Source organism: Mesorhizobium sp. GW821-FHT04C10 (genome assembly GCF_059420305.1).
This window is the reverse complement of record NZ_JBWKTL010000001.1, coordinates 1,649,828-1,666,285: the sequence shown is the minus strand read 5'-3', so window position 1 is coordinate 1,666,285 and position 16,458 is coordinate 1,649,828. Positions and strand designations below refer to the sequence as shown.

The 16,458-nt window shown below is 60.4% G+C and carries 18 protein-coding genes and 1 tRNA gene; 5 read left to right on the top strand and 14 right to left on the bottom strand.

The window, feature by feature from the left end:
• Window positions 1-531: 531 nt before the first annotated feature.
• Both AC07UC_RS08125 and AC07UC_RS08120 read right to left on the bottom strand, forming a co-directional pair.
• Complete coding sequence (locus AC07UC_RS08125) at window positions 532-768, bottom strand: hypothetical protein (RefSeq protein WP_140772723.1); 237 nt, start codon at window positions 766-768, stop codon at window positions 532-534.
• A gap of 122 nt (window positions 769-890) precedes the next feature.
• Window positions 891-1,844: a DUF2865 domain-containing protein gene (locus AC07UC_RS08120; RefSeq protein WP_494905031.1), complete on the bottom strand. Its 954-nt coding sequence runs from the start codon at window positions 1,842-1,844 to the stop codon at window positions 891-893.
• A 281-nt stretch (window positions 1,845-2,125) separates the two neighbouring features.
• Between AC07UC_RS08120 and AC07UC_RS08115 the strand changes: the two genes are divergently transcribed.
• On the top strand, window positions 2,126-2,341 hold the full coding sequence (locus AC07UC_RS08115) for a hypothetical protein (RefSeq protein ID WP_140772725.1): 216 nt from the start codon (window positions 2,126-2,128) through the stop codon (window positions 2,339-2,341).
• Between the two features lie 155 nt (window positions 2,342-2,496).
• Here AC07UC_RS08115 and tolA read toward each other — a convergent pair whose 3' ends face one another.
• The 5 genes from tolA to AC07UC_RS08090 form a co-directional block, all read right to left on the bottom strand.
• Entirely contained in the window at window positions 2,497-2,868 is a 372-nt protein-coding gene (gene tolA / locus AC07UC_RS08110) for a cell envelope integrity protein TolA (protein ID WP_140772727.1), read from the bottom strand.
• Window positions 2,869-3,144: 276 nt separating this feature from the next.
• Window positions 3,145-4,044 carry a glutathione S-transferase family protein gene (locus AC07UC_RS08105; RefSeq protein ID WP_494905030.1) on the bottom strand — a complete coding sequence of 300 codons (900 nt, stop codon included), beginning with the start codon at window positions 4,042-4,044 and terminating at the stop codon, window positions 3,145-3,147.
• Window positions 4,045-4,072: 28 nt separating this feature from the next.
• Window positions 4,073-4,654 (bottom strand): VOC family protein, encoded by a 582-nt coding sequence (locus AC07UC_RS08100; protein ID WP_202325645.1) that lies wholly within the window; start codon window positions 4,652-4,654, stop codon window positions 4,073-4,075.
• Between the two features lie 930 nt (window positions 4,655-5,584).
• A complete protein-coding gene (locus tag AC07UC_RS08095) occupies window positions 5,585-5,980 on the bottom strand; it encodes a hypothetical protein (protein ID WP_494905028.1) in 396 nt (131 codons plus the stop codon).
• An 868-nt stretch (window positions 5,981-6,848) separates the two neighbouring features.
• A complete protein-coding gene (locus tag AC07UC_RS08090) occupies window positions 6,849-7,085 on the bottom strand; it encodes a hypothetical protein (protein ID WP_140772733.1) in 237 nt (78 codons plus the stop codon).
• A 1,327-nt stretch (window positions 7,086-8,412) separates the two neighbouring features.
• Between AC07UC_RS08090 and AC07UC_RS08085 the strand changes: the two genes are divergently transcribed.
• On the top strand, window positions 8,413-8,991 hold the full coding sequence (locus AC07UC_RS08085; protein ID WP_494905027.1) for a hypothetical protein: 579 nt from the start codon (window positions 8,413-8,415) through the stop codon (window positions 8,989-8,991).
• 276 nt (window positions 8,992-9,267) lie between these two features.
• Window positions 9,268-10,044, top strand: a complete 777-nt coding sequence (locus AC07UC_RS08080; RefSeq protein WP_494905025.1) for a class I SAM-dependent DNA methyltransferase — start codon at window positions 9,268-9,270, stop codon at window positions 10,042-10,044.
• A 214-nt stretch (window positions 10,045-10,258) separates the two neighbouring features.
• On the opposite strand, the gene AC07UC_RS08075 is transcribed toward AC07UC_RS08080, so the two are convergent.
• The 3 genes from AC07UC_RS08075 to AC07UC_RS08065 form a co-directional block, all read right to left on the bottom strand.
• A tRNA-Glu gene (locus tag AC07UC_RS08075) sits at window positions 10,259-10,333 on the bottom strand.
• Between the two features lie 90 nt (window positions 10,334-10,423).
• Window positions 10,424-10,831 (bottom strand): VOC family protein, encoded by a 408-nt coding sequence (locus AC07UC_RS08070; RefSeq protein WP_494905023.1) that lies wholly within the window; start codon window positions 10,829-10,831, stop codon window positions 10,424-10,426.
• 29 nt (window positions 10,832-10,860) lie between these two features.
• Window positions 10,861-11,244, bottom strand: coding sequence for a hypothetical protein (locus AC07UC_RS08065; RefSeq protein ID WP_056575742.1), 384 nt, complete (start codon window positions 11,242-11,244; stop codon window positions 10,861-10,863).
• Between the two features lie 27 nt (window positions 11,245-11,271).
• On the opposite strand from AC07UC_RS08065, the gene AC07UC_RS08060 reads away from it, so the two are divergent.
• Window positions 11,272-12,327, top strand: coding sequence for an RluA family pseudouridine synthase (locus AC07UC_RS08060; RefSeq protein ID WP_494905021.1), 1,056 nt, complete (start codon window positions 11,272-11,274; stop codon window positions 12,325-12,327).
• Window positions 12,328-12,539: 212 nt separating this feature from the next.
• Complete coding sequence (gene rpoH / locus AC07UC_RS08055) at window positions 12,540-13,451, top strand: RNA polymerase sigma factor RpoH (protein WP_140772745.1); 912 nt, start codon at window positions 12,540-12,542, stop codon at window positions 13,449-13,451.
• 368 nt (window positions 13,452-13,819) lie between these two features.
• On the opposite strand, the gene AC07UC_RS08050 is transcribed toward rpoH, so the two are convergent.
• The 4 genes from AC07UC_RS08050 to AC07UC_RS08035 all read right to left on the bottom strand — a co-directional run bounded on the left by AC07UC_RS08050 (window position 13,820) and on the right by AC07UC_RS08035 (window position 16,367).
• The gene (locus tag AC07UC_RS08050) at window positions 13,820-14,692 is read right to left on the bottom strand and encodes an MBL fold metallo-hydrolase (protein WP_494905019.1); all 873 of its coding nucleotides are present in this window, start codon (window positions 14,690-14,692) and stop codon (window positions 13,820-13,822) included.
• Window positions 14,693-14,838: 146 nt separating this feature from the next.
• Complete coding sequence (locus AC07UC_RS08045) at window positions 14,839-15,498, bottom strand: peroxiredoxin (protein ID WP_065005511.1); 660 nt, start codon at window positions 15,496-15,498, stop codon at window positions 14,839-14,841.
• Window positions 15,499-15,718: 220 nt separating this feature from the next.
• Window positions 15,719-16,084 (bottom strand): cell division protein ZapA, encoded by a 366-nt coding sequence (locus tag AC07UC_RS08040; protein ID WP_056575728.1) that lies wholly within the window; start codon window positions 16,082-16,084, stop codon window positions 15,719-15,721.
• 10 nt (window positions 16,085-16,094) lie between these two features.
• On the bottom strand, window positions 16,095-16,367 hold the full coding sequence (locus AC07UC_RS08035) for a DUF4164 domain-containing protein (protein ID WP_056576508.1): 273 nt from the start codon (window positions 16,365-16,367) through the stop codon (window positions 16,095-16,097).
• Window positions 16,368-16,458 lie beyond the last annotated feature (91 nt).

The following is a 16,458-nucleotide window of genomic DNA, read 5'->3' as shown; positions in this document are numbered from 1 at the left end:
CGGTTCGTCGGCGGAATGTGCCCGAGAAGCATTAACGATCCGCTAACCTTAACGGCGCGGCCGGCACGCTGCGCCTGCGTTATTCCGCCCGGTTGTCGGGCGCGCCCCGGCCGCGTTATAAGCCTATGCAGGGGTGTTGCTAATGTACGGACGGATAGGGCCTTTCTTGCTGGGCGTGACACTGCTTTTCGGCAGTGGCTGTTCGCGCAGCTATGACGGCACGGTCGTCATCCCGCGGCCGCTCGACGCCAGGCGCTTCTGGGAACGGCCGCCCCCGAATGTCGATTACGCGCCGCAGGTCGACAATGGCGCCTTTCCGGTGCCGCCGCAGCCGCCCGCACAATTTTCCGAACGCAGGATTTCGAAACCTGCCGTCCAGAGACGACACCAGACGAGGCTTTCACCGCCGTCTCCCGCGTCCTCTGAGCCGGAAAAACAACTGGCGTGCAGGAACGTTAGCGCACCCGGCCAGCGAGTCCGCATGGTCTGCGACTGATCCCTGGAAACACAACCCGAAGTCGCGGACAGGCCCTATAGTGATGCCGCGCCCTTCTTCGGTTCCTTTGCGCCCAGCTTGTCGAGCGCGAACCGAACCTGGCGCAAATCGTCCTGCCAACCGTCATTATCACCCATCGAGCTCTCCGATGCCGCCCGTTGCAGCCCACGTGCCTCGGATTCGATCTCACGCAACTCGGCGATCTTCTGTTCGGTGGACAGCGATTCGTCCTCGACGATTTCCTGCACCCGCATTTCCCGGAACGTGGCCATGGCGTTTCTCCTGGCTGATGTCGATCACAACGCCGTGAGCGCCCCTCCGTTCCAGCTGGCCTTGCTGCCGCGCTGGCGGCTCGCTGCAAGCTGTATCCGCGGGATGGGAAGAAAGAAGCGGTTTATTCCGCCGGGAAAAAGGCCGGGCCGACCACGCGCACCGTCCGCTTGCCGGCCTCGATCGACTGCAGTTGGGCAACACCCGGGGCTTCGGTGCCGGATTGCGGGATTGCCGCGACACCGCCGAGGTCCGGCTTCGGCTGAGGCAGGGGAATGATGGCATTGGACATGTTTGTCGGCGTCACAGTCCTTGCCCTGAGTTCGGCAACACGCTGATAATAACGTTTGACGTCGCAGGCCTTGAAATTTGCATCGTCCCGGTAGCGGAAAGCCGACGGCAGTTCGGTGTAGGATTTGCGCGTATCAAGCGCGACCATCTTTTCGGTCTCCAGACTGGCATCGCTCAACGTGTACAGATCGACGGCCGGATCATCGCAGATATAACGGCACTGATCGGCCGTTTCCTTGAGATCGCCGCTGCCGGCGAATTGCGACTTTGGCGCCGGGAAGAAATATCCGTCCGACAGGCGCACGCAAAACAGCATCGTATTGCCGGCATACGTTGCTCCACCCGCTGCGGATTGGGTCTTCGGTGCCGAACGCTGTTCCTTTGCCCCGGTGCAGCCCAGCGCCGCGAAGCGTGCTTGCAGGCCTGAAATGTCCCGGCTGGAACTGGACGCGGCCGCCATCTGGCGCTGCACCTCTGTCCGGTTTCTGGCAAGGTCGGCGCAAGCGTTGAAGAAGCCGCCCGTGGTACTCTGCGCCGTGCACCTGCGCTGCCTCTCCAGACCCTGGATTGCCGCAAGCTGGCGGCGCAGTTGCGCCAGTTCGGGGCTCACACCCCCGCCGCGGCCGCCGGAAAGCAACTGGCCTTTGATCGCGCTGCAACTATCCGCATGGGAAGACGTCGTGCCGAGTGCAAAGGCGGCCACCGTCACCAGCGCCACCATCATGAGAAGCCGGAAACGGATCATCGCGACGACACTGTCCCTGTTGCTGACGGCTTGGGAAGGCATTATTTCTACTTGGGTAATCTTCGACTAAATGAGCTATACCTAATACTTAAGAATTTCCGATCTAAACAGACTTTTATCTAGTGTAGTAGAAGGGCCCCTGTAAATTCGGTATTACATTTTTATTTCAAGATTGAGACGAACCGGAAAACAAATGCGGCCAGACCGGCGGCTGTCGACGTTGACGGGCCATGGTCTCTGGCGAACGATCAATCCGGCGTTACCGGTGCATGGCGCTGAAACCTTTGCCTGACTGCGGCGTTGATGGGCAAAGGAGAACGCAGATGTCGATCCACTTCACGGTATCGGAACTGACAAGGAACCTTTTTCATTCCCTCGGGCTGGATCACGAGCGCGCCCCACGACCGCTCAATCCCGAGCAAAATCTGTTGCTGGAATGCTATCTGGCTGGACAAATTCCGGAATCGGCCTGGAGCGACTATGTGTTCGAAACACCGGACCTGGCCCGGCATGCCGAGGTACGGCGCCTGAGCCATTGAGCCGTTGATTTTGAAGAACTGGTCTGGCGGGGTCTGAAAGCCCCGACAGTCATCTGCTGTTTGAAAGCATTCCCTCGCCCACTGACGAGGTTGCGAATCTACATGCCGCGATTTCTCGCTACCGCTCCTTCCTACTGAGAAGCCGGCGGTAACTGCTATTGCTTCGGGGAAGTCAGTTGCAACGTGAAGACGTTGCCGGCAATGCCCTGCGCCAAGGCCGGTGACAAGGTCAGGGGCGTGCAATTCTTGACGGCGGCAATGGCCGCGTCGATGAATGCCTTGCGCGCCTTGTCATCGCCGGCGACCTTCGCGGCGGTCGGCCGTGGCGGACCGATCAGCGAGCCGTCGCGCTTGAAGCTGAAGCTCAGGGTGACGATCGAATTCCCTGCGTCCGCCGGCGGCGTCCAGCACGCTTGGATCGCGGCCCCGACATCATCCATTGTGGTGAGCGTTGCGGCCCGCGATGGGAGAAGCGTCCCGGCAAGCATTCCACCGGCGATCATCAGCATTGCCGCCACGCATTTCATCGCAAACCCTCATCTCACTCCAGGCCGGCATTCCAGGCCGGATTCGCTGAAAGGGATGTTAGAGCCAACGTCGACGATGACAATATCCCGACGCGAAAAGTTGATGCTCCGGGTTTGCCGGATCACCGTCTCGCTATGTCCCGGCATGGGGCTCGGAAAAGCAAAAAGGCCGGCACGGAGCCGACCTTTCCTTTCACCGATATTGCGCCAGTACATCCGTGGTCGCGCGGCGAATTCCTGACAGTAGACAGGGCTTTGGTTAATGAATCCTTAACGTCAGGCCTTCGCCTGCGATCTCACATAGGCGATATAGCCGCGCACGTCGCCGGCCGGCTCGGCGTAGGCCTTGCCGAGCTTCTTCTCGATTGCCGCCATATATTCGGTCGCCCATTGCGGCAGCGCGTAGTCGATGACCGCCAGGAACTCGAGCGTCGCCGCCAGCCGGATGTCAGCGATCGACGGGTTCTTGCCACCGATGAACGGCTTGCCGTCCCTGAAGAAGCTATGGAAAACCTCCAGCGGCTCGGCGATCGCCGCCATCGCGGCCTTCTGCGCTTCGGACTTCTTGTCGGGATGGGCATCGCTGTGGCCGACCTCGCCGGCATATTGCGGAAACCCCAGCGCCGGATATGTGGCGCGCGCCACATAGGGGTAGAGCGTGCCGATCAGGTAGAACATGGCACTGTCGACCATCGCCCGCCTGGCCGGCGCCTTGGGGTAGAATTTCTCCAGCCCGTACTTGTTTGCCAGATACTGCATGATGGCGCAGCTTTCCCAAAGCACGCCCCTGGGCAGCCCCTTGTCCTCGATCATCGGCGTCAGATGCGCCGGATTGCGCGCCATGTAGTCGGGCGAGCGCGTGTGACCCCAGGCGTCCGTCTCGGCGGCATCGAACCCTGCCGCGCGCGCAAATACCCGCACCGTCATGTTGTTGACGCTCGGCTTCAGCATGCTGAGCTTCAGCGCCGGCTTTTTCGCTGCCTTGGCCTTCGCGATCTTCGGCGCCGGCTTTCTGGCTGCCGGTTTTGCCGTGGCTTTCGCGGCCGCCTTCGGCGCGGCCTTTGCTGCTGCCTTCACCGCCGGCTTCGCGACTGCCTTCGCGGCAGGCTTGGCGGCGGCTTTCGGCTTTGCCTTGGCAGCCGGTTTCTTCACGCTCTTGGTCGCTGTCTTCGCCATTGTTTTCCTCCCTCTGTCTTGTTGGCCGTCAGTATGGATTCTTCGGCGCCCGGTCGTCCGACAAGGTCGCGCGGGAGCTTTCGACAAGCGCCTGGATCGCGTCGGCAAGATGCACCTCGGCGATGTTGTAGTCGCCGCGCGCGATACGCAGCCTGTGTGCCTGCATCAGCACGTCGGCATGGGTGAAACCCGCCGGCGGCTCGAAGCGGTAGGAGGCGAGTTCGATCAGCAGGCCGAGCGGATCCTCGAAGTAGATCGAATCCATGAAGCCGCGATCCTTGACACCGCTGTGCTTGATGCCGCGCTCGTCGAGCCTGGCGACCGCCTGCAGGAAGGTGACGCGCGACACCGCGAAAGCGATATGATGCACGCAGCCCGGATCGGTCGGCGTGCGCCGCTTGACCGGCGTGCGGCTCTCATCGGTGAAGACGGTGATGAGCCGGCCGTCGCCTGGATCGAAATAGAGATGGCTTTCGCTGGCCTTGTCGAGGTTGGGCTGCTCGAAGATGAACGGCATGCCGAGCACGCCTTCCCAGAAATCGATCGAGGTCTGGCGCCCGGCGCCGACCAGCGTGATGTGGTGGACGCCCTGCGATTGCAGTTTCTGCATTGGCCTTCTCCCTACGGCATCGTCTGCCCGTCAGGATCTGCCTGGCACCCGGCATTCCGCGCGGCGCTTCAGCCGTGCCTCGAAATCCATGACGTGATGCTAATGCAATCGGTGACGCCGCGCCAGAAGCGGCACGTCCTATCGTTGCACGAAGGGCGAAGCCGCTCTGGCCGCAAAAACCCGCGGGATCTCTTCAAGGGATGGCGGCACGATCGCGACGCGAAAGCCGTCCGCATCGCGTGGCTGCCGAAGCAATGACTAGGCGACAGCCCTGAGCTCGGCTTCCCCAAGCATCCCAACGCCGCCACATTCGGTGCAAATGAGGGTCTTCCCCGGGCAACTGGTCTGATGCGTCCCTTGTGGGCAGCAATGCCCTTTCGATGCACTCCATCTGGAGCAATCGAAAACCTTGCCGCCGCCATGGCAACGCGGGCAAATCATCTTCAGTGACGCCATTCCAACTCTACCGACCCAAAAATCCGCACTGCCGCGGATACTACCCCCGGCACCGCAAGTAACAGAGATTGCTGCGCTTTCAAGCGCCGCGGCCTGACTTAAATTGGGTGGATTGAAGGCTTTAAGCCTTCGGGCCCTCGGAAATTTTGCCAATCCCCTGGCCAGGCGCGATCCGCGCGGATGCGTGCCCGGGTGTCGTCCAGGCCCTCTCTATTCTTCCTCTCTATTCTCAGAGCAGGATCGCCACGAAATGCGGATAGGGTTGCTTCTTTCATCTATTCGGCCGATGCGCCAACTTATCCTGAGGACCATATTGAAGGTGATCCTACGGATCACAGAGCAGTCGGAAGCCAGTCCCTTTGCGACTACTCCAAGGCCCGCCTGACTCCCGGTCGGCGGGCCTTTCCCATGCCAGGCAACCAGGACGGTCTCGGGGCGCAGGCGCGGATAGTGGCGCAGCCGGAACCGCCTCGATCAAAGATTGAAGACGTGCGAGGCGATCAGCCCGGCCAGCAGCACGCCCGCAAGGAGAGCGATGATCGAGGCGAGGAACCAGCGCAGCGTGACTCGATAGACCGGCTCGTCGTCATCGCTTGGGAGCAGCGAACGCCACAGTGCGACGAGTTGCAGAACGATGGCCAGCGCGAGAAGGAGCGTCGCCAGGATCGAGGCAATCGTCCATCCGCCATCAGCTTCGAAATTCCAGTACCGCAGGAACAGCAGCGAAAATCCGAGCAATACGGTGATCGCGGAGATCACACCTTGTCGGTAGCCGCCGGGCAAGGGAACCCTGCGTGCCTCGATTGCCTGAAAAGCCGGCTCGATGGCCTCGTCGGGATGGCCGTCCTGGCGCTTGGAAGGGTCGATCACGAAGGCAACATCGAGTTGGCAGGCCCCTGGAGGTCGGCGCAGTTTCCCTGTTCAATCCACGCGAACGAGGAAGCCTTGCCGCCGTCATCATCATCCTTGTGCCTTCTTAGCGCAAGGTGAGCAGCTTGATGCGATCGACAGTCATATCTACCCGTGCCCCTACTGCGGACAGAAAGTGGATCAGCGTGACTTGGCGAGGTATTCTGGCACGAGGCGTCGCGTCATAAGCCGTCGGCCCGCAGAAGGGGCAACGATCTCGAGTTTGGAAGATGGCGACAAAAACGAGAAAGGCCCGTCAGCCGGAGCCAGCGGGCCTCGATTCAGGCCCACGGCGATTACGTGGGCTCAGTGTCGATCGGCGGCGGACACGCCACCTGAGCCACATCGCTCGACAGCTTCTCAGGCCTGGTCAGTTCCGGCTTCTTGGAAGCGACAGCCGCTGGTCCATTAACCACTGTCATGGATAGCGTGGACCCAAAACCCAGGTTGAACGGTTGGGCTATATGGAAAATCACCAGCATAGATTTTATTGCCATATCGAGGCTGACGGATCATGGGGCGTGTGGGACTGCGTCGGCAACAAGCCAGCAAGACTGGGCGGCGGAGACCTGATCGGATGCACTGCGCAAAGAGCTGAAGTTGCGGAACAGGTCTTGACGAGTATTTACAGCGGCGGGCTCGATGCACTCGCAGTTCGGATCGCCGGGATTGTCCGCTAGCGGTGTCGCACGCACCAACGGTGCATCTGTAACGAAAAGCCCGCCACCACGGAGGCAGTGACGGGCTCTTGTTTGTCAGCTCGATCGAGGGGACGCCCGAGCTCCCGAAGAACTTCGCCGAGCGTAATCGGTTCCAACAAGCCCGTGCGTTAACCGCCGTTGGCAGGCGGTGCCGGAGCTGGCGCCGCTGGCGCAGGTGCTGCTGGCTTTGCCGGAGCCTCAACCTTGGGCGCTTCAACCTTTACGTTGATGTCCTGCCCGTTGCCTCCATGGATATTGATAACGCCCGTGAAGAACAACAAGACAACAATTGCGATGATTGCGAGAACAATGGCGACGGCAGTGCCGCCGCCCCCCGAGTTTACAACAGTTGGGCCGTCCGCCATGACTTTCCTCTCCAATTTTCCGTTTACAACGGTTGAGCAACGGCCCCCGCACATATGCGTTCCGCTGTGAGGCTAAGGTCCGGGAAGCCACCCGACTGAAGTCCTGCGCCGCAACCGGAGCCTGGCAAGCACGTTAGAATCGCACCTGGCGCAGCCCCTCGGTGGAGCGCGCAAACCCCTGTTGTGGATGTGGCTTAGTGGTGACTGTCGTGAGATTTTTGGAAGCGGGGCAACCAGCGAGTTTTGTCGAGAGAACGACAGTCCATGACGGCGAAAACCAAGCCGCGAATGACAACAATTCCCCCACTCCTGATATCTCCTCAGCCTTGGACCTCCTTTCGTCGGAAGACGATAAGATGGCGGACCTCGTCAGACGAACCGAGAGACTTGGTGTTGTCGTTATCGTAGCCATGGCAATTGGCTTGGCCGTCGTGCCAGCCCTGTGCTTTGCATTGAGCCGCGGGATATAGCGTGGATTAGTTCAACGGATGGATTGCCGACGTGGTCCATCTTCGCGTGGCCTCAGGCAACTGTGTATCGGCCCGCACTGGCCGCCAATCCACAAATCGAAGGCCCGCCGCCTCATTCGCGAAGCGACGGACCTCGTCCACCCCTACACACTTCCGATCGCAATTGCGGTGCCAATCCAACATGCCTCATTCTGGGACATGCGTCCGGCGTGGTAGCAAGCTGCGCGTCTGGCGAAGCTTGGAAATCCAGGGCGCCTCTCTGACACAATATGCTTCAAGGTGTTTATTCGCATTTTAACTAATGTAGACCATTATCATACGGACGTTCTATCGACGCGGGGGCGAAGTGGAATGACCGACCTTGCAGAAGAGGGTGAACTTCCAAGAACCTATCTGCCAGCACGCTGGCGGACGTTGGCTCTAGCGACACTGCGGTTCGTCCCACCGATCATTTCGGTGGTATGCGCCATCTTGGTTGGCTATTTCACCTACGCAACCGCCTACAGAAGACCTCCCGCCGACATCTCTGCGCTGGCAGTGTCAATATTAAAGTCCAGCGACGCTTCACCGGAAATGAGAGATTGGGCGGCGGACGCCCTAGGGCTACAGACTGACATTCCAATGCCGGCGAAATCTATCCGACCGAATTGAAGAACGGTGGAAAGCACCCGTTGAGACCTAACGCTTCGCCGCAGTCACCGGCAGGCTGTCGCCGCGGGGTGTAGCCGGCTTATCCGTCACATCTCACCGTCCTCCATTTGAATGCTTCGCGAATATTAGAACGGCGCATATATTCGCCAGTCCTCGCCCAGTGTGCCGGGACGATATTCAGTCATTTGTCGTGGGGTATTGGCACAATGTTTGAATGGGTTTCGAACTTTCTCGAGTCTCACGTTGCCAACCAGATCCAGCCTGGCATAGACGTCGCAAACATTGTTGCGGTGGCGTTCCTGTTTGCGGCCTTTGTAATTTCCTACAAAGAGTATCAGCGAGATAAAAGAAGAACCCAAGACGAAAAAGATAGGGAGATAAGAATTAATGAACTCGACAAGCAGATTAGCAGGGAATCGTCGGCCAAATCACTCTATAATGATTACCTTAAATTGTGCTTGAAGTTCCCAGATTTATCTATGGGGAAATACAGAAAAGGCGACGAGGTAGACGAGGACAGGTATGACACTTTCGTTTCTATAATGCTATCTGCCTTCGATGAGGCAATAAATTATACAGAAGGTGATTATTATTTTCAGATTTTACGCGACCAGCTATCTCGGCATGGTGAATACATCAGGCCGCTTCTGCATAGGGATGTCCCTGATGCTGACAGTTATAGGGGAATATACTCAACCAAGTTTCTTGCACTCGTCGATAGAGCGTATGACGAGACCGATGTGAATATTGAAAAATCGGCTACGACCTCGCCATCGGGCTCCTAAGGCTTGCTCGCGGCCTATCTGCGCGTAGCCGGCGCGCTCGTGGTACCGGCGCGCTCGTGGTACAAGGCTGCCGCACACCCACCCAAGGCGCTGTGACATTCAAGTTGCCGGCTTGATCCATTCTCTGTGGCTGCCGGCCTCACACCCTTGAAGAGCGCCCCCCCCCTGACGACCCTTCATTCCTTACGCATTTGTAAGGTCTGCGTCGTGTGAAAGCATGAAGATCGATTATGAAGAGTGACCTCTATTCGCGGGCCGAGAAAGGAGATTGTCGCGATGGACGGTTCCGATGTTTATGTGTTGGGCGAGCGGCCATCCGAGCAGGGCGCTTATAGCGATTACCGATCAAGCCATCAGAACGCTGGCTACGGCAACAGTTACTTGAGAACTTTCTGTTCCGGCTACTATGCTGCGTTGTGGTCGCGTATCGAACGCCCCCTCGTCGAGAGCATTCTCAAGCCTCTTGCCGGGCCGGACCGCAGCTGTCTCGACTTCGCGTGCGGCACAGGTCGCGTGACAAATGTTGCAGGCCCACTGTTTGGCGTGGTGGTTGGGGTCGATGTCTCCCAATCCATGCTTGCTTGTGCGCGGGTTCCGGGGACAGTGACGCTGGTGAAAGCCGATCTGACGGTCTCCCCGCTCCCCAGAAGATTCGACGTGGTTACGGCTTTTCGATTCTTCTTGAACGCTGAAGACACTCTTAGGAAAGACGCGCTTTTGGCTATTCATGAGCATTTGAACGAGGGCGGGTTGCTGGTTTCCAACATCCACATGAACGCATCCTCGCCAATGGGGCTGGTCTATCGCTTTCTAAACCGATGTCAGGGACGCGTCGTGCGCAATACGCTGAGCGTCCAGGCATATCGCCAGATGCTCGTTTCCAATGGCTTCGTCGTCGAACAGGTCATCGGTTACGGGTACTTGCCGCGGCCCGGATGGCTGCTACCAAGGCTTTGCGAAATGTTGGTCGGGCCCATTGAGACGATAAGCAGGAGAGCCGGTGTCCCGGAGCGCTTTGCCCAAAACTTCTTGGTGGTCGCGAGAAAACGCTAGTCGAGCCCCATAGAAGCGGACCCGGCGGGTGGCCCACTCCGCCGGCAACTCGGAGAGTTGCACATTTGGGGATACCTGTTCGGTGACAGCCACGGCTTTTCTCGGTAGGGCGAAAGCACATGTGCACACTTTCAGCCGTCAGAACTATGCCCTGATGTGGCGAGCCACGGGGCGGCACGTCTATGACTTCTACTGCAATGGCGATTGATTTCGTTGGTACGCCCAAGGGGAATCGAACCCCTGTTCCCGCCGTGAGAGGGCGGTGTCCTGACCGCTAGACGATGGGCGCGTTCAAGAACCGGCGATATAGGCTGACGGCCAGGAAAAAGCAACTGGGGTTCGGCGGCTTTACCAGATCGAATGAAAAGACGCCCGCGCTTTACCGTTTCGGCTCGATCAGGTCCCAGAGATTGCCGTGGAGATCGGCGAAAACAGCCACCGTGCCATAGGGTTCGAAACGCGGCGCCTCGCGGAATTCGACCCCCTTTTCCAGCATCGCCGCATGGTCACGGGCAAAGTCGTCGGTTTCGAGGAACAGGAAAACGCGGCCGCCGGTCTGGTTGCCGATGCTTTGCCTTTGCGCCTCGTCCGACGCCTCGGCCAGCAGCAGCCGGGCGCCATGCCCGTTGGCCGGCGCCACCGTCACCCAGCGCTTGCCGCCGCCGAGATCGACATCCTCGGTGAGCAGGAAGCCCAGCCGCCCGACATACCAGGCGATCGCCTCGTCATAGTTGGCAACGACCAGTGCCACGGTCGCGACACGGCGATGTTGGGCAAAACCCTTCATGCCTTGGGCCTGCTCGTTATTGCTGCCTGTCATTTGTTGCGAACAGCGAAACGGCCGATCAGGCGGCGCTCGCCAATGTCATAGACGAAGATCGTTCGGCCGCCGTCGGCAAGTTCGGCATCGATGGAGATGCGATTGCCGGACAGCGACTGGCTGACCACCTTGGCGCCGACCGGCAGCACGATGTCGCCGCTCAACGGCTCGCCGGCGGGCACCTGGATATCGCCGGCCGATGGCGGGTTCTCGGGAGATGCTTTGCGGGCTTTGTAGACAATCGCCGCGATCACCACCATAAGGGCCAGCAACAGCAGGCCGAGATTGATGGCCATGAAGCGGACGAGCTTGCCACGCATCTTTTCGACCTCGGGATCGAGCGGCTTTTCCTGATCTTCTTCGGCAGCGGGCCGGGCCATGGCAAAACATTCCGGAACGGTTTTTCGATGAGCGCTCATAACGAAGAGGCCCCCGAATTGATAGGGGATCAATTGACAGAGGCGGCACCCGCCGTGCTGATAGCGGGCGAGGATGCGTCGGGCCAGCGCCTCGACCAATGGCTGGCGGCCAGCCTTGGCCCTGATATGTCGCGCAGCCGCGTGCAGATGTTGATCCGGCAAGGCGCGGTCAGGGTCGACGGCAAGCCGGTTGACGAGACCAAGCGCAAGATGACACCAGGCGAACGTGTATCGGTCGCGATGCCGGAGCCGGAGCCGGCCGCGCCACAGGGCGAGGACATCGCCCTCGACGTACTCTATGAAGACGACGCACTGATCGTCATCAACAAGCCGGCGGGGCTGGTCGTGCATCCCGGCGCCGGCAACTGGACCGGCACGCTGGTCAACGCGCTGATCCATCATTGCGGCGACAGCCTTTCCGGCATCGGCGGGGTGCGCCGGCCGGGCATCGTCCATCGTCTCGACAAGGAAACCAGCGGCGTCATGGTGGTGGCCAAGACCGATCGCGCCCACAAGGCCCTGTCCGAAGCCTTCGCCGACCATGGCCGGACCGGCGATCTAGAACGCGCCTATCTGGCCCTGGTCTGGGGTATCCCGCAGAGGCCGACCGGAACGGTCGATGCACCGCTCGGCCGCGCCGCCGACCGGGTGCGCCGCGCCGTGGTGCCGGAAGGCCGCGACGACGCCCGCCATGCCGTCACCCATTTCGCCGTTCAGGAGCGTTTCGGCGAGAACCAGCAGGCATTTGCGACCGCCAGCCTGGTCGAATGCCGGCTGGAAACGGGCCGCACCCACCAGATCCGCGTCCACATGGCCCATATCGGCCACCCGGTGATCGGCGACCCTGATTATGGCCAGGCCTTCCGCACCAAGGCCAATCGGCTGCCGGAGCCCCTGAAAAGTCAGGTCAAGGCATTTTCCCGGCAAGCTTTGCATGCCTGGCTCCTTGCATTTCGCCATCCCGATACCCATCTACCGATGAGGTTCGAGGCGCCGATACCGGGGGACATGGAGGAACTCGTCGGCGGCTTTCGTAATCTCTGAACCTGCCATCAACGAGCTCGAAACCAGCCATCAAAAAACCTGACTGGCATTGTTCACTTCAACGTGACACACTGTTTCGTGTTGAACAAATGTCTGTCTTTTCTGGTTTTGTTCCTGTATAAGTTCTGATGTCGCGAGCGAGCCTTTTGGTGTTCGCGTCACATGCCCGCCGCGTTTCGGGGGCATCACTCCAATAGAGAGGGGGCGCTATCATGGCCCAGTCACTACCCAGTATCGTTTCCGGCGAAGGCGGCCTCAGCCGCTATCTGGAAGAGATCCGCCGCTTTCCCATGCTTCAGCCGCAGGAAGAGTACATGCTCGCCAAGCGTTATGCCGAGCATGAAGACACTTCCGCCGCGCACAAGCTCGTCACCAGCCATTTGAGGCTCGTCGCCAAGATCGCCATGGGCTATCGCGGCTACGGCCTGCCGATCGGCGAAGTGATCTCGGAAGGCAATGTCGGCCTGATGCAGGCCGTCAAGAAATTCGAACCCGAGCGCGGCTTCCGCCTCGCGACCTACGCCATGTGGTGGATCAAGGCCTCGATCCAGGAATACATCCTGCGCTCGTGGAGCCTGGTCAAGATGGGCACGACCGCCAACCAGAAGCGTCTGTTCTTCAACCTGCGCAAGGTGAAGGGCAAGATCCAGGCGCTGGACGACGGCGACCTCAAGCCCGACCAGATCGCCGAGATCGCCACACGGCTCAACGTTTCCGAAGCCGAAGTGGTGTCGATGAACCGCCGCCTGTCGGGCGACGCCTCGCTCAACGCGCCGATCCGGGCGACGGAAGGCGAATCCGGCGAATGGCAGGATTGGCTGGTCGACGACCACGAAAGCCAGGAAGAGATGCTGATCGAGCAGGACGAGCTGGAAAACCGGCGCGGCATGCTTTCGGGCGCTCTTGCCGTGCTTAACGAGCGCGAGCGGCGCATCTTCGAGGCCCGTCGCCTCGCCGAGGAGCCGCTGACGCTGGAAGAGCTGTCGTCCGAGTTCGACATCAGCCGCGAGCGTGTGCGCCAGATCGAGGTGCGTGCCTTCGAGAAGGTGCAGGATGCGGTCAAGGCCGCCGCCAAGCGCCAGACACAGGCCCTGCGCACCATCGAGGCCCAGCCGGCGGCTTAAAGCCCGGGTTCGGTAATGAACAGAAGGCGGCGCCAGGAAACTGGCGCCGCCTTTTTTATGCTTACTGCTGGTGGTTGGCGAAAGCGAGGGAAAAGCCAATCTCCCCCGCAAGGGCAAGGCAATCGCATATGAGTTTTTACGAAGAGGACCCCCACCCTAACCCTCCCCACAAGGGGGAGGGAACGCTGCCGCGTGCTTGTTACTCCCTCCTTGGTGTCGAAACGCAGGTAATTTGCTGAGGTCAGTGCCAACGAAAGTCCCCCTCCCCCTTGTGGGGAGGGGTTAGGGGTGGGGGTACGTGCCGGGCAGACGTTCGGGAAGTCTCATATGTGATAGCCCTACCCGCAAGGGGGAAGATCGCTGGTTCTTCAAAGCCCATCCAGCGGAAACTTCAGATACCGCCTTCCATTGGCTTCCGGCTCCGGCAGCCGGCCACCATTCATGTTGACCTGCAGCGCGTGCAGGATCAGCCGCGGCATCGGCAATGTCCGGTCGCGCGCCTCGCGCAGGGCGACGAACTCGGCCTCGTTGCGCGCTGCAACGAGATGGATGTTGGTCGCTTTCTGCGCGGCCACCGTGCTTTCCCACAACGGCTCGCGGCCACCGGCCTGATAATCATGCCCGACAAAGACGCGCGTCTCGTCGGGCAACGCCAGTATGCCCTGGATCGAGTGCCACAGCCGCGCGGCACTGCCGCCGGGAAAATCAGCCCGCGCCGTGCCGCTGTCGGGCATGAACAGCGTATCGTGAATGAAGGCGGCATCGCCGATGACGTAGGTGATCGACGCCAGCGTGTGCCCCGGCGAGAACAACACCTTGACCTGCATCGTCCCGACCCGGAAGGTTTGGCCGTCTGCGAACAGACTGTCCCACTGCGAGCCGTCGGCGGGAAAATCCGGCCAGTTGTAGACCACCTTCCACAGGTTCTGGACGTCGACGATCCTGTCGCCGATCGCCATCGGCGCTCCGGTCTTCTGTTTCAGGTAGTGCGCGGCCGAGAAATGGTCGGCATGCGGGTGTGTGTCGAGGATCCATTCGAGCTCCAGCCCGCTTTCCCCGATGAAATCGAGCAAGGCATCCGCGCTCTTCGTACCCGTCGCACCGGATTTCTCGTCGAAGTCGAGGATCGGATCAATGACGGCACACCGCTTCGTGGCAGGGTCGGCGACGACATACTGGATGGCCCCGGTCGGCTTGTCATAGAAGCCCCTGACCATTGGCCTGGCCAAAGTTACGTCCACGTCCGGCTCCCTCGACCCATCGCCGGCGGGAACGATTTTCTCCACCGGCACCCAACAGGAGCATGGTTGTCCACCCTCGCGGGCCAGTCAAGCATGACGTGGCCCGCAAAGGCGGAAAAGCCAAAAACTGTTCCGGTGCGCCTGCGTCAGGCGGATGGCTGCTTGGTCTTCCTGAGATAGGGCAGGATGGTCTCGTAGGCGCCGAAGCGCTTGATCGCATCCTCGTTGGAGACGGCGGCGGTGATGATGACGTCTTCGCCCTGCTTCCAGTTGGCCGGCGTCGCCACCTGATGCTTGGCGGTGAGCTGCATGGAATCGACCGCGCGCAGGATCTCGTCGAAGTTGCGGCCCGTGGTCATCGGATAGGTCAGTACCAGCTTGATCTTCTTGTCCGGTCCGATGACATAGACCGAGCGCACCGTGGCGTTGTCGGCGGGCGTGCGACCCTCCGAGGTTTCGCCGGCGCCGGCGGGAAGCATGTCGTAAAGCTTGGCGACCTTGAGGTCCTTGTCGCCGATCAGCGGATAGTGCACCGAATGGCCGGTCGCCGTCTTGATGTCGGCCTGCCACTTCTCGTGGCTCGCGACCGGATCGACGGAGATGCCGATGATCTTGACGTTGCGCTTCTTGAACTCGCCTTCCAGCCCCGCCATCGTGCCAAGCTCGGTCGTGCAGACCGGTGTGAAGTTCTTCGGATGGCTGAACAGGATCGCCCAGCCGTCGCCGATCCAGTCATGGAACTTGATCTCTCCTTGCGTGGTCTCGGCGGTGAAGTCCGGCGCGATGTCGTTGATACGAAGGCTCATGGCACATTTCCCCTGTAACTGATCTGGTCCGCGGTCAGCGCGACGGGCGGCAAACCATGCCGCCACCAGGCGCCCGCCCTCCGGCACAGCCGCATCTTAGCGCAAAAATCGTGACTGCAAGATAATATGAAACTCTTGTCGGCGGCGGAATGAGCATTTTCATGCTGCCGACGGCATCGGCGCAAGAGCCTTCCGGTTGCACCGGCGAGGCTTCGGCAACTCAGGCCTTGTTGATCGCCAGCGTCGCCGTGAGATCTTCCATGCGCTGCGCCAGCGCGCCGAGCGCGTTGGTCAGCACGCTGTCGCTCTTATCGGCCTTGGTCAACGCCTCGTCGCGAGTCTTGCGCAAGGTCAGCACTTCGCTTTCCATGCCCTTGACGCGTTTCTGCAGCTCCGACAGTTCGTCCATCACCATGATGCCGGCCATGACCGTCAGCCGCTGGTCGCCGATCTCGCCGAACGAGTCCTTCAGGTGTGAGACATAGCGGTCGAAGCGTTCGGCAAGGTCGATCAGATGCTCTTCCTGGCCCTCGTCGCAGGCCATGCGATACTGCTTGCCGTCGATTGAAACCGTGACCTGTGCCATGGGCCAGCTCCTATCTGTCCAACACGGCGCGGATGGTTTCCATGGCGGTCACCAGCCGTCGCGAGACTTCCTTGTTGGCGTCTTCCAGCCGTTCGGCGCGCGCTTCGGAATTGTCGAGTTCCTGCGCCAGCCGTGAGCGGTCGGCATTCATCCGCTGCACTTCGGCCTCGGCTTCCGAATAGTCGCGCTCGTGCTCCAGCTTGGCCGCGACGGCATTCTCCAGCCCTTCGATGGCCTTGCCCAGCCTGGCGATTACTTCCTTGAGCGTGCTTTCCCCGGTCATGGCTTCGTCCTGTGCCCTGCCCATCACCGAATCGTTCGCGTTCAGAACGCGTTATCTCGGAAACATTAGGCACCGGGTGAAGGCAACGTCA

What these genes read in the sequence shown, in the direction of transcription:
- AC07UC_RS08125 (WP_140772723.1), bottom strand. Translation starts at nt 768, where the DNA reads ATGGCCACGTTCCGGGAAATGCGGGTGCAGGAAATCGTCGAGGACGAA.
- AC07UC_RS08120 (WP_494905031.1), bottom strand. Translation starts at nt 1,844, where the DNA reads ATGCCTTCCCAAGCCGTCAGCAACAGGGACAGTGTCGTCGCGATGATC.
- AC07UC_RS08115 (WP_140772725.1), top strand. Translation starts at nt 2,126, where the DNA reads ATGTCGATCCACTTCACGGTATCGGAACTGACAAGGAACCTTTTTCAT.
- tolA (WP_140772727.1), bottom strand. Translation starts at nt 2,868, where the DNA reads ATGAAATGCGTGGCGGCAATGCTGATGATCGCCGGTGGAATGCTTGCC.
- AC07UC_RS08105 (WP_494905030.1), bottom strand. Translation starts at nt 4,044, where the DNA reads ATGGCGAAGACAGCGACCAAGAGCGTGAAGAAACCGGCTGCCAAGGCA.
- AC07UC_RS08100 (WP_202325645.1), bottom strand. Translation starts at nt 4,654, where the DNA reads ATGCAGAAACTGCAATCGCAGGGCGTCCACCACATCACGCTGGTCGGC.
- AC07UC_RS08090 (WP_140772733.1), bottom strand. Translation starts at nt 7,085, where the DNA reads ATGGCGGACGGCCCAACTGTTGTAAACTCGGGGGGCGGCGGCACTGCC.
- AC07UC_RS08085 (WP_494905027.1), top strand. Translation starts at nt 8,413, where the DNA reads ATGTTTGAATGGGTTTCGAACTTTCTCGAGTCTCACGTTGCCAACCAG.
- AC07UC_RS08080 (WP_494905025.1), top strand. Translation starts at nt 9,268, where the DNA reads ATGGACGGTTCCGATGTTTATGTGTTGGGCGAGCGGCCATCCGAGCAG.
- AC07UC_RS08070 (WP_494905023.1), bottom strand. Translation starts at nt 10,831, where the DNA reads ATGAAGGGTTTTGCCCAACATCGCCGTGTCGCGACCGTGGCACTGGTC.
- AC07UC_RS08065 (WP_056575742.1), bottom strand. Translation starts at nt 11,244, where the DNA reads ATGGCCCGGCCCGCTGCCGAAGAAGATCAGGAAAAGCCGCTCGATCCC.
- AC07UC_RS08060 (WP_494905021.1), top strand. Translation starts at nt 11,272, where the DNA reads ATGAGCGCTCATAACGAAGAGGCCCCCGAATTGATAGGGGATCAATTG.
- rpoH (WP_140772745.1), top strand. Translation starts at nt 12,540, where the DNA reads ATGGCCCAGTCACTACCCAGTATCGTTTCCGGCGAAGGCGGCCTCAGC.
- AC07UC_RS08045 (WP_065005511.1), bottom strand. Translation starts at nt 15,498, where the DNA reads ATGAGCCTTCGTATCAACGACATCGCGCCGGACTTCACCGCCGAGACC.
- AC07UC_RS08040 (WP_056575728.1), bottom strand. Translation starts at nt 16,084, where the DNA reads ATGGCACAGGTCACGGTTTCAATCGACGGCAAGCAGTATCGCATGGCC.
- AC07UC_RS08035 (WP_056576508.1), bottom strand. Translation starts at nt 16,367, where the DNA reads ATGACCGGGGAAAGCACGCTCAAGGAAGTAATCGCCAGGCTGGGCAAG.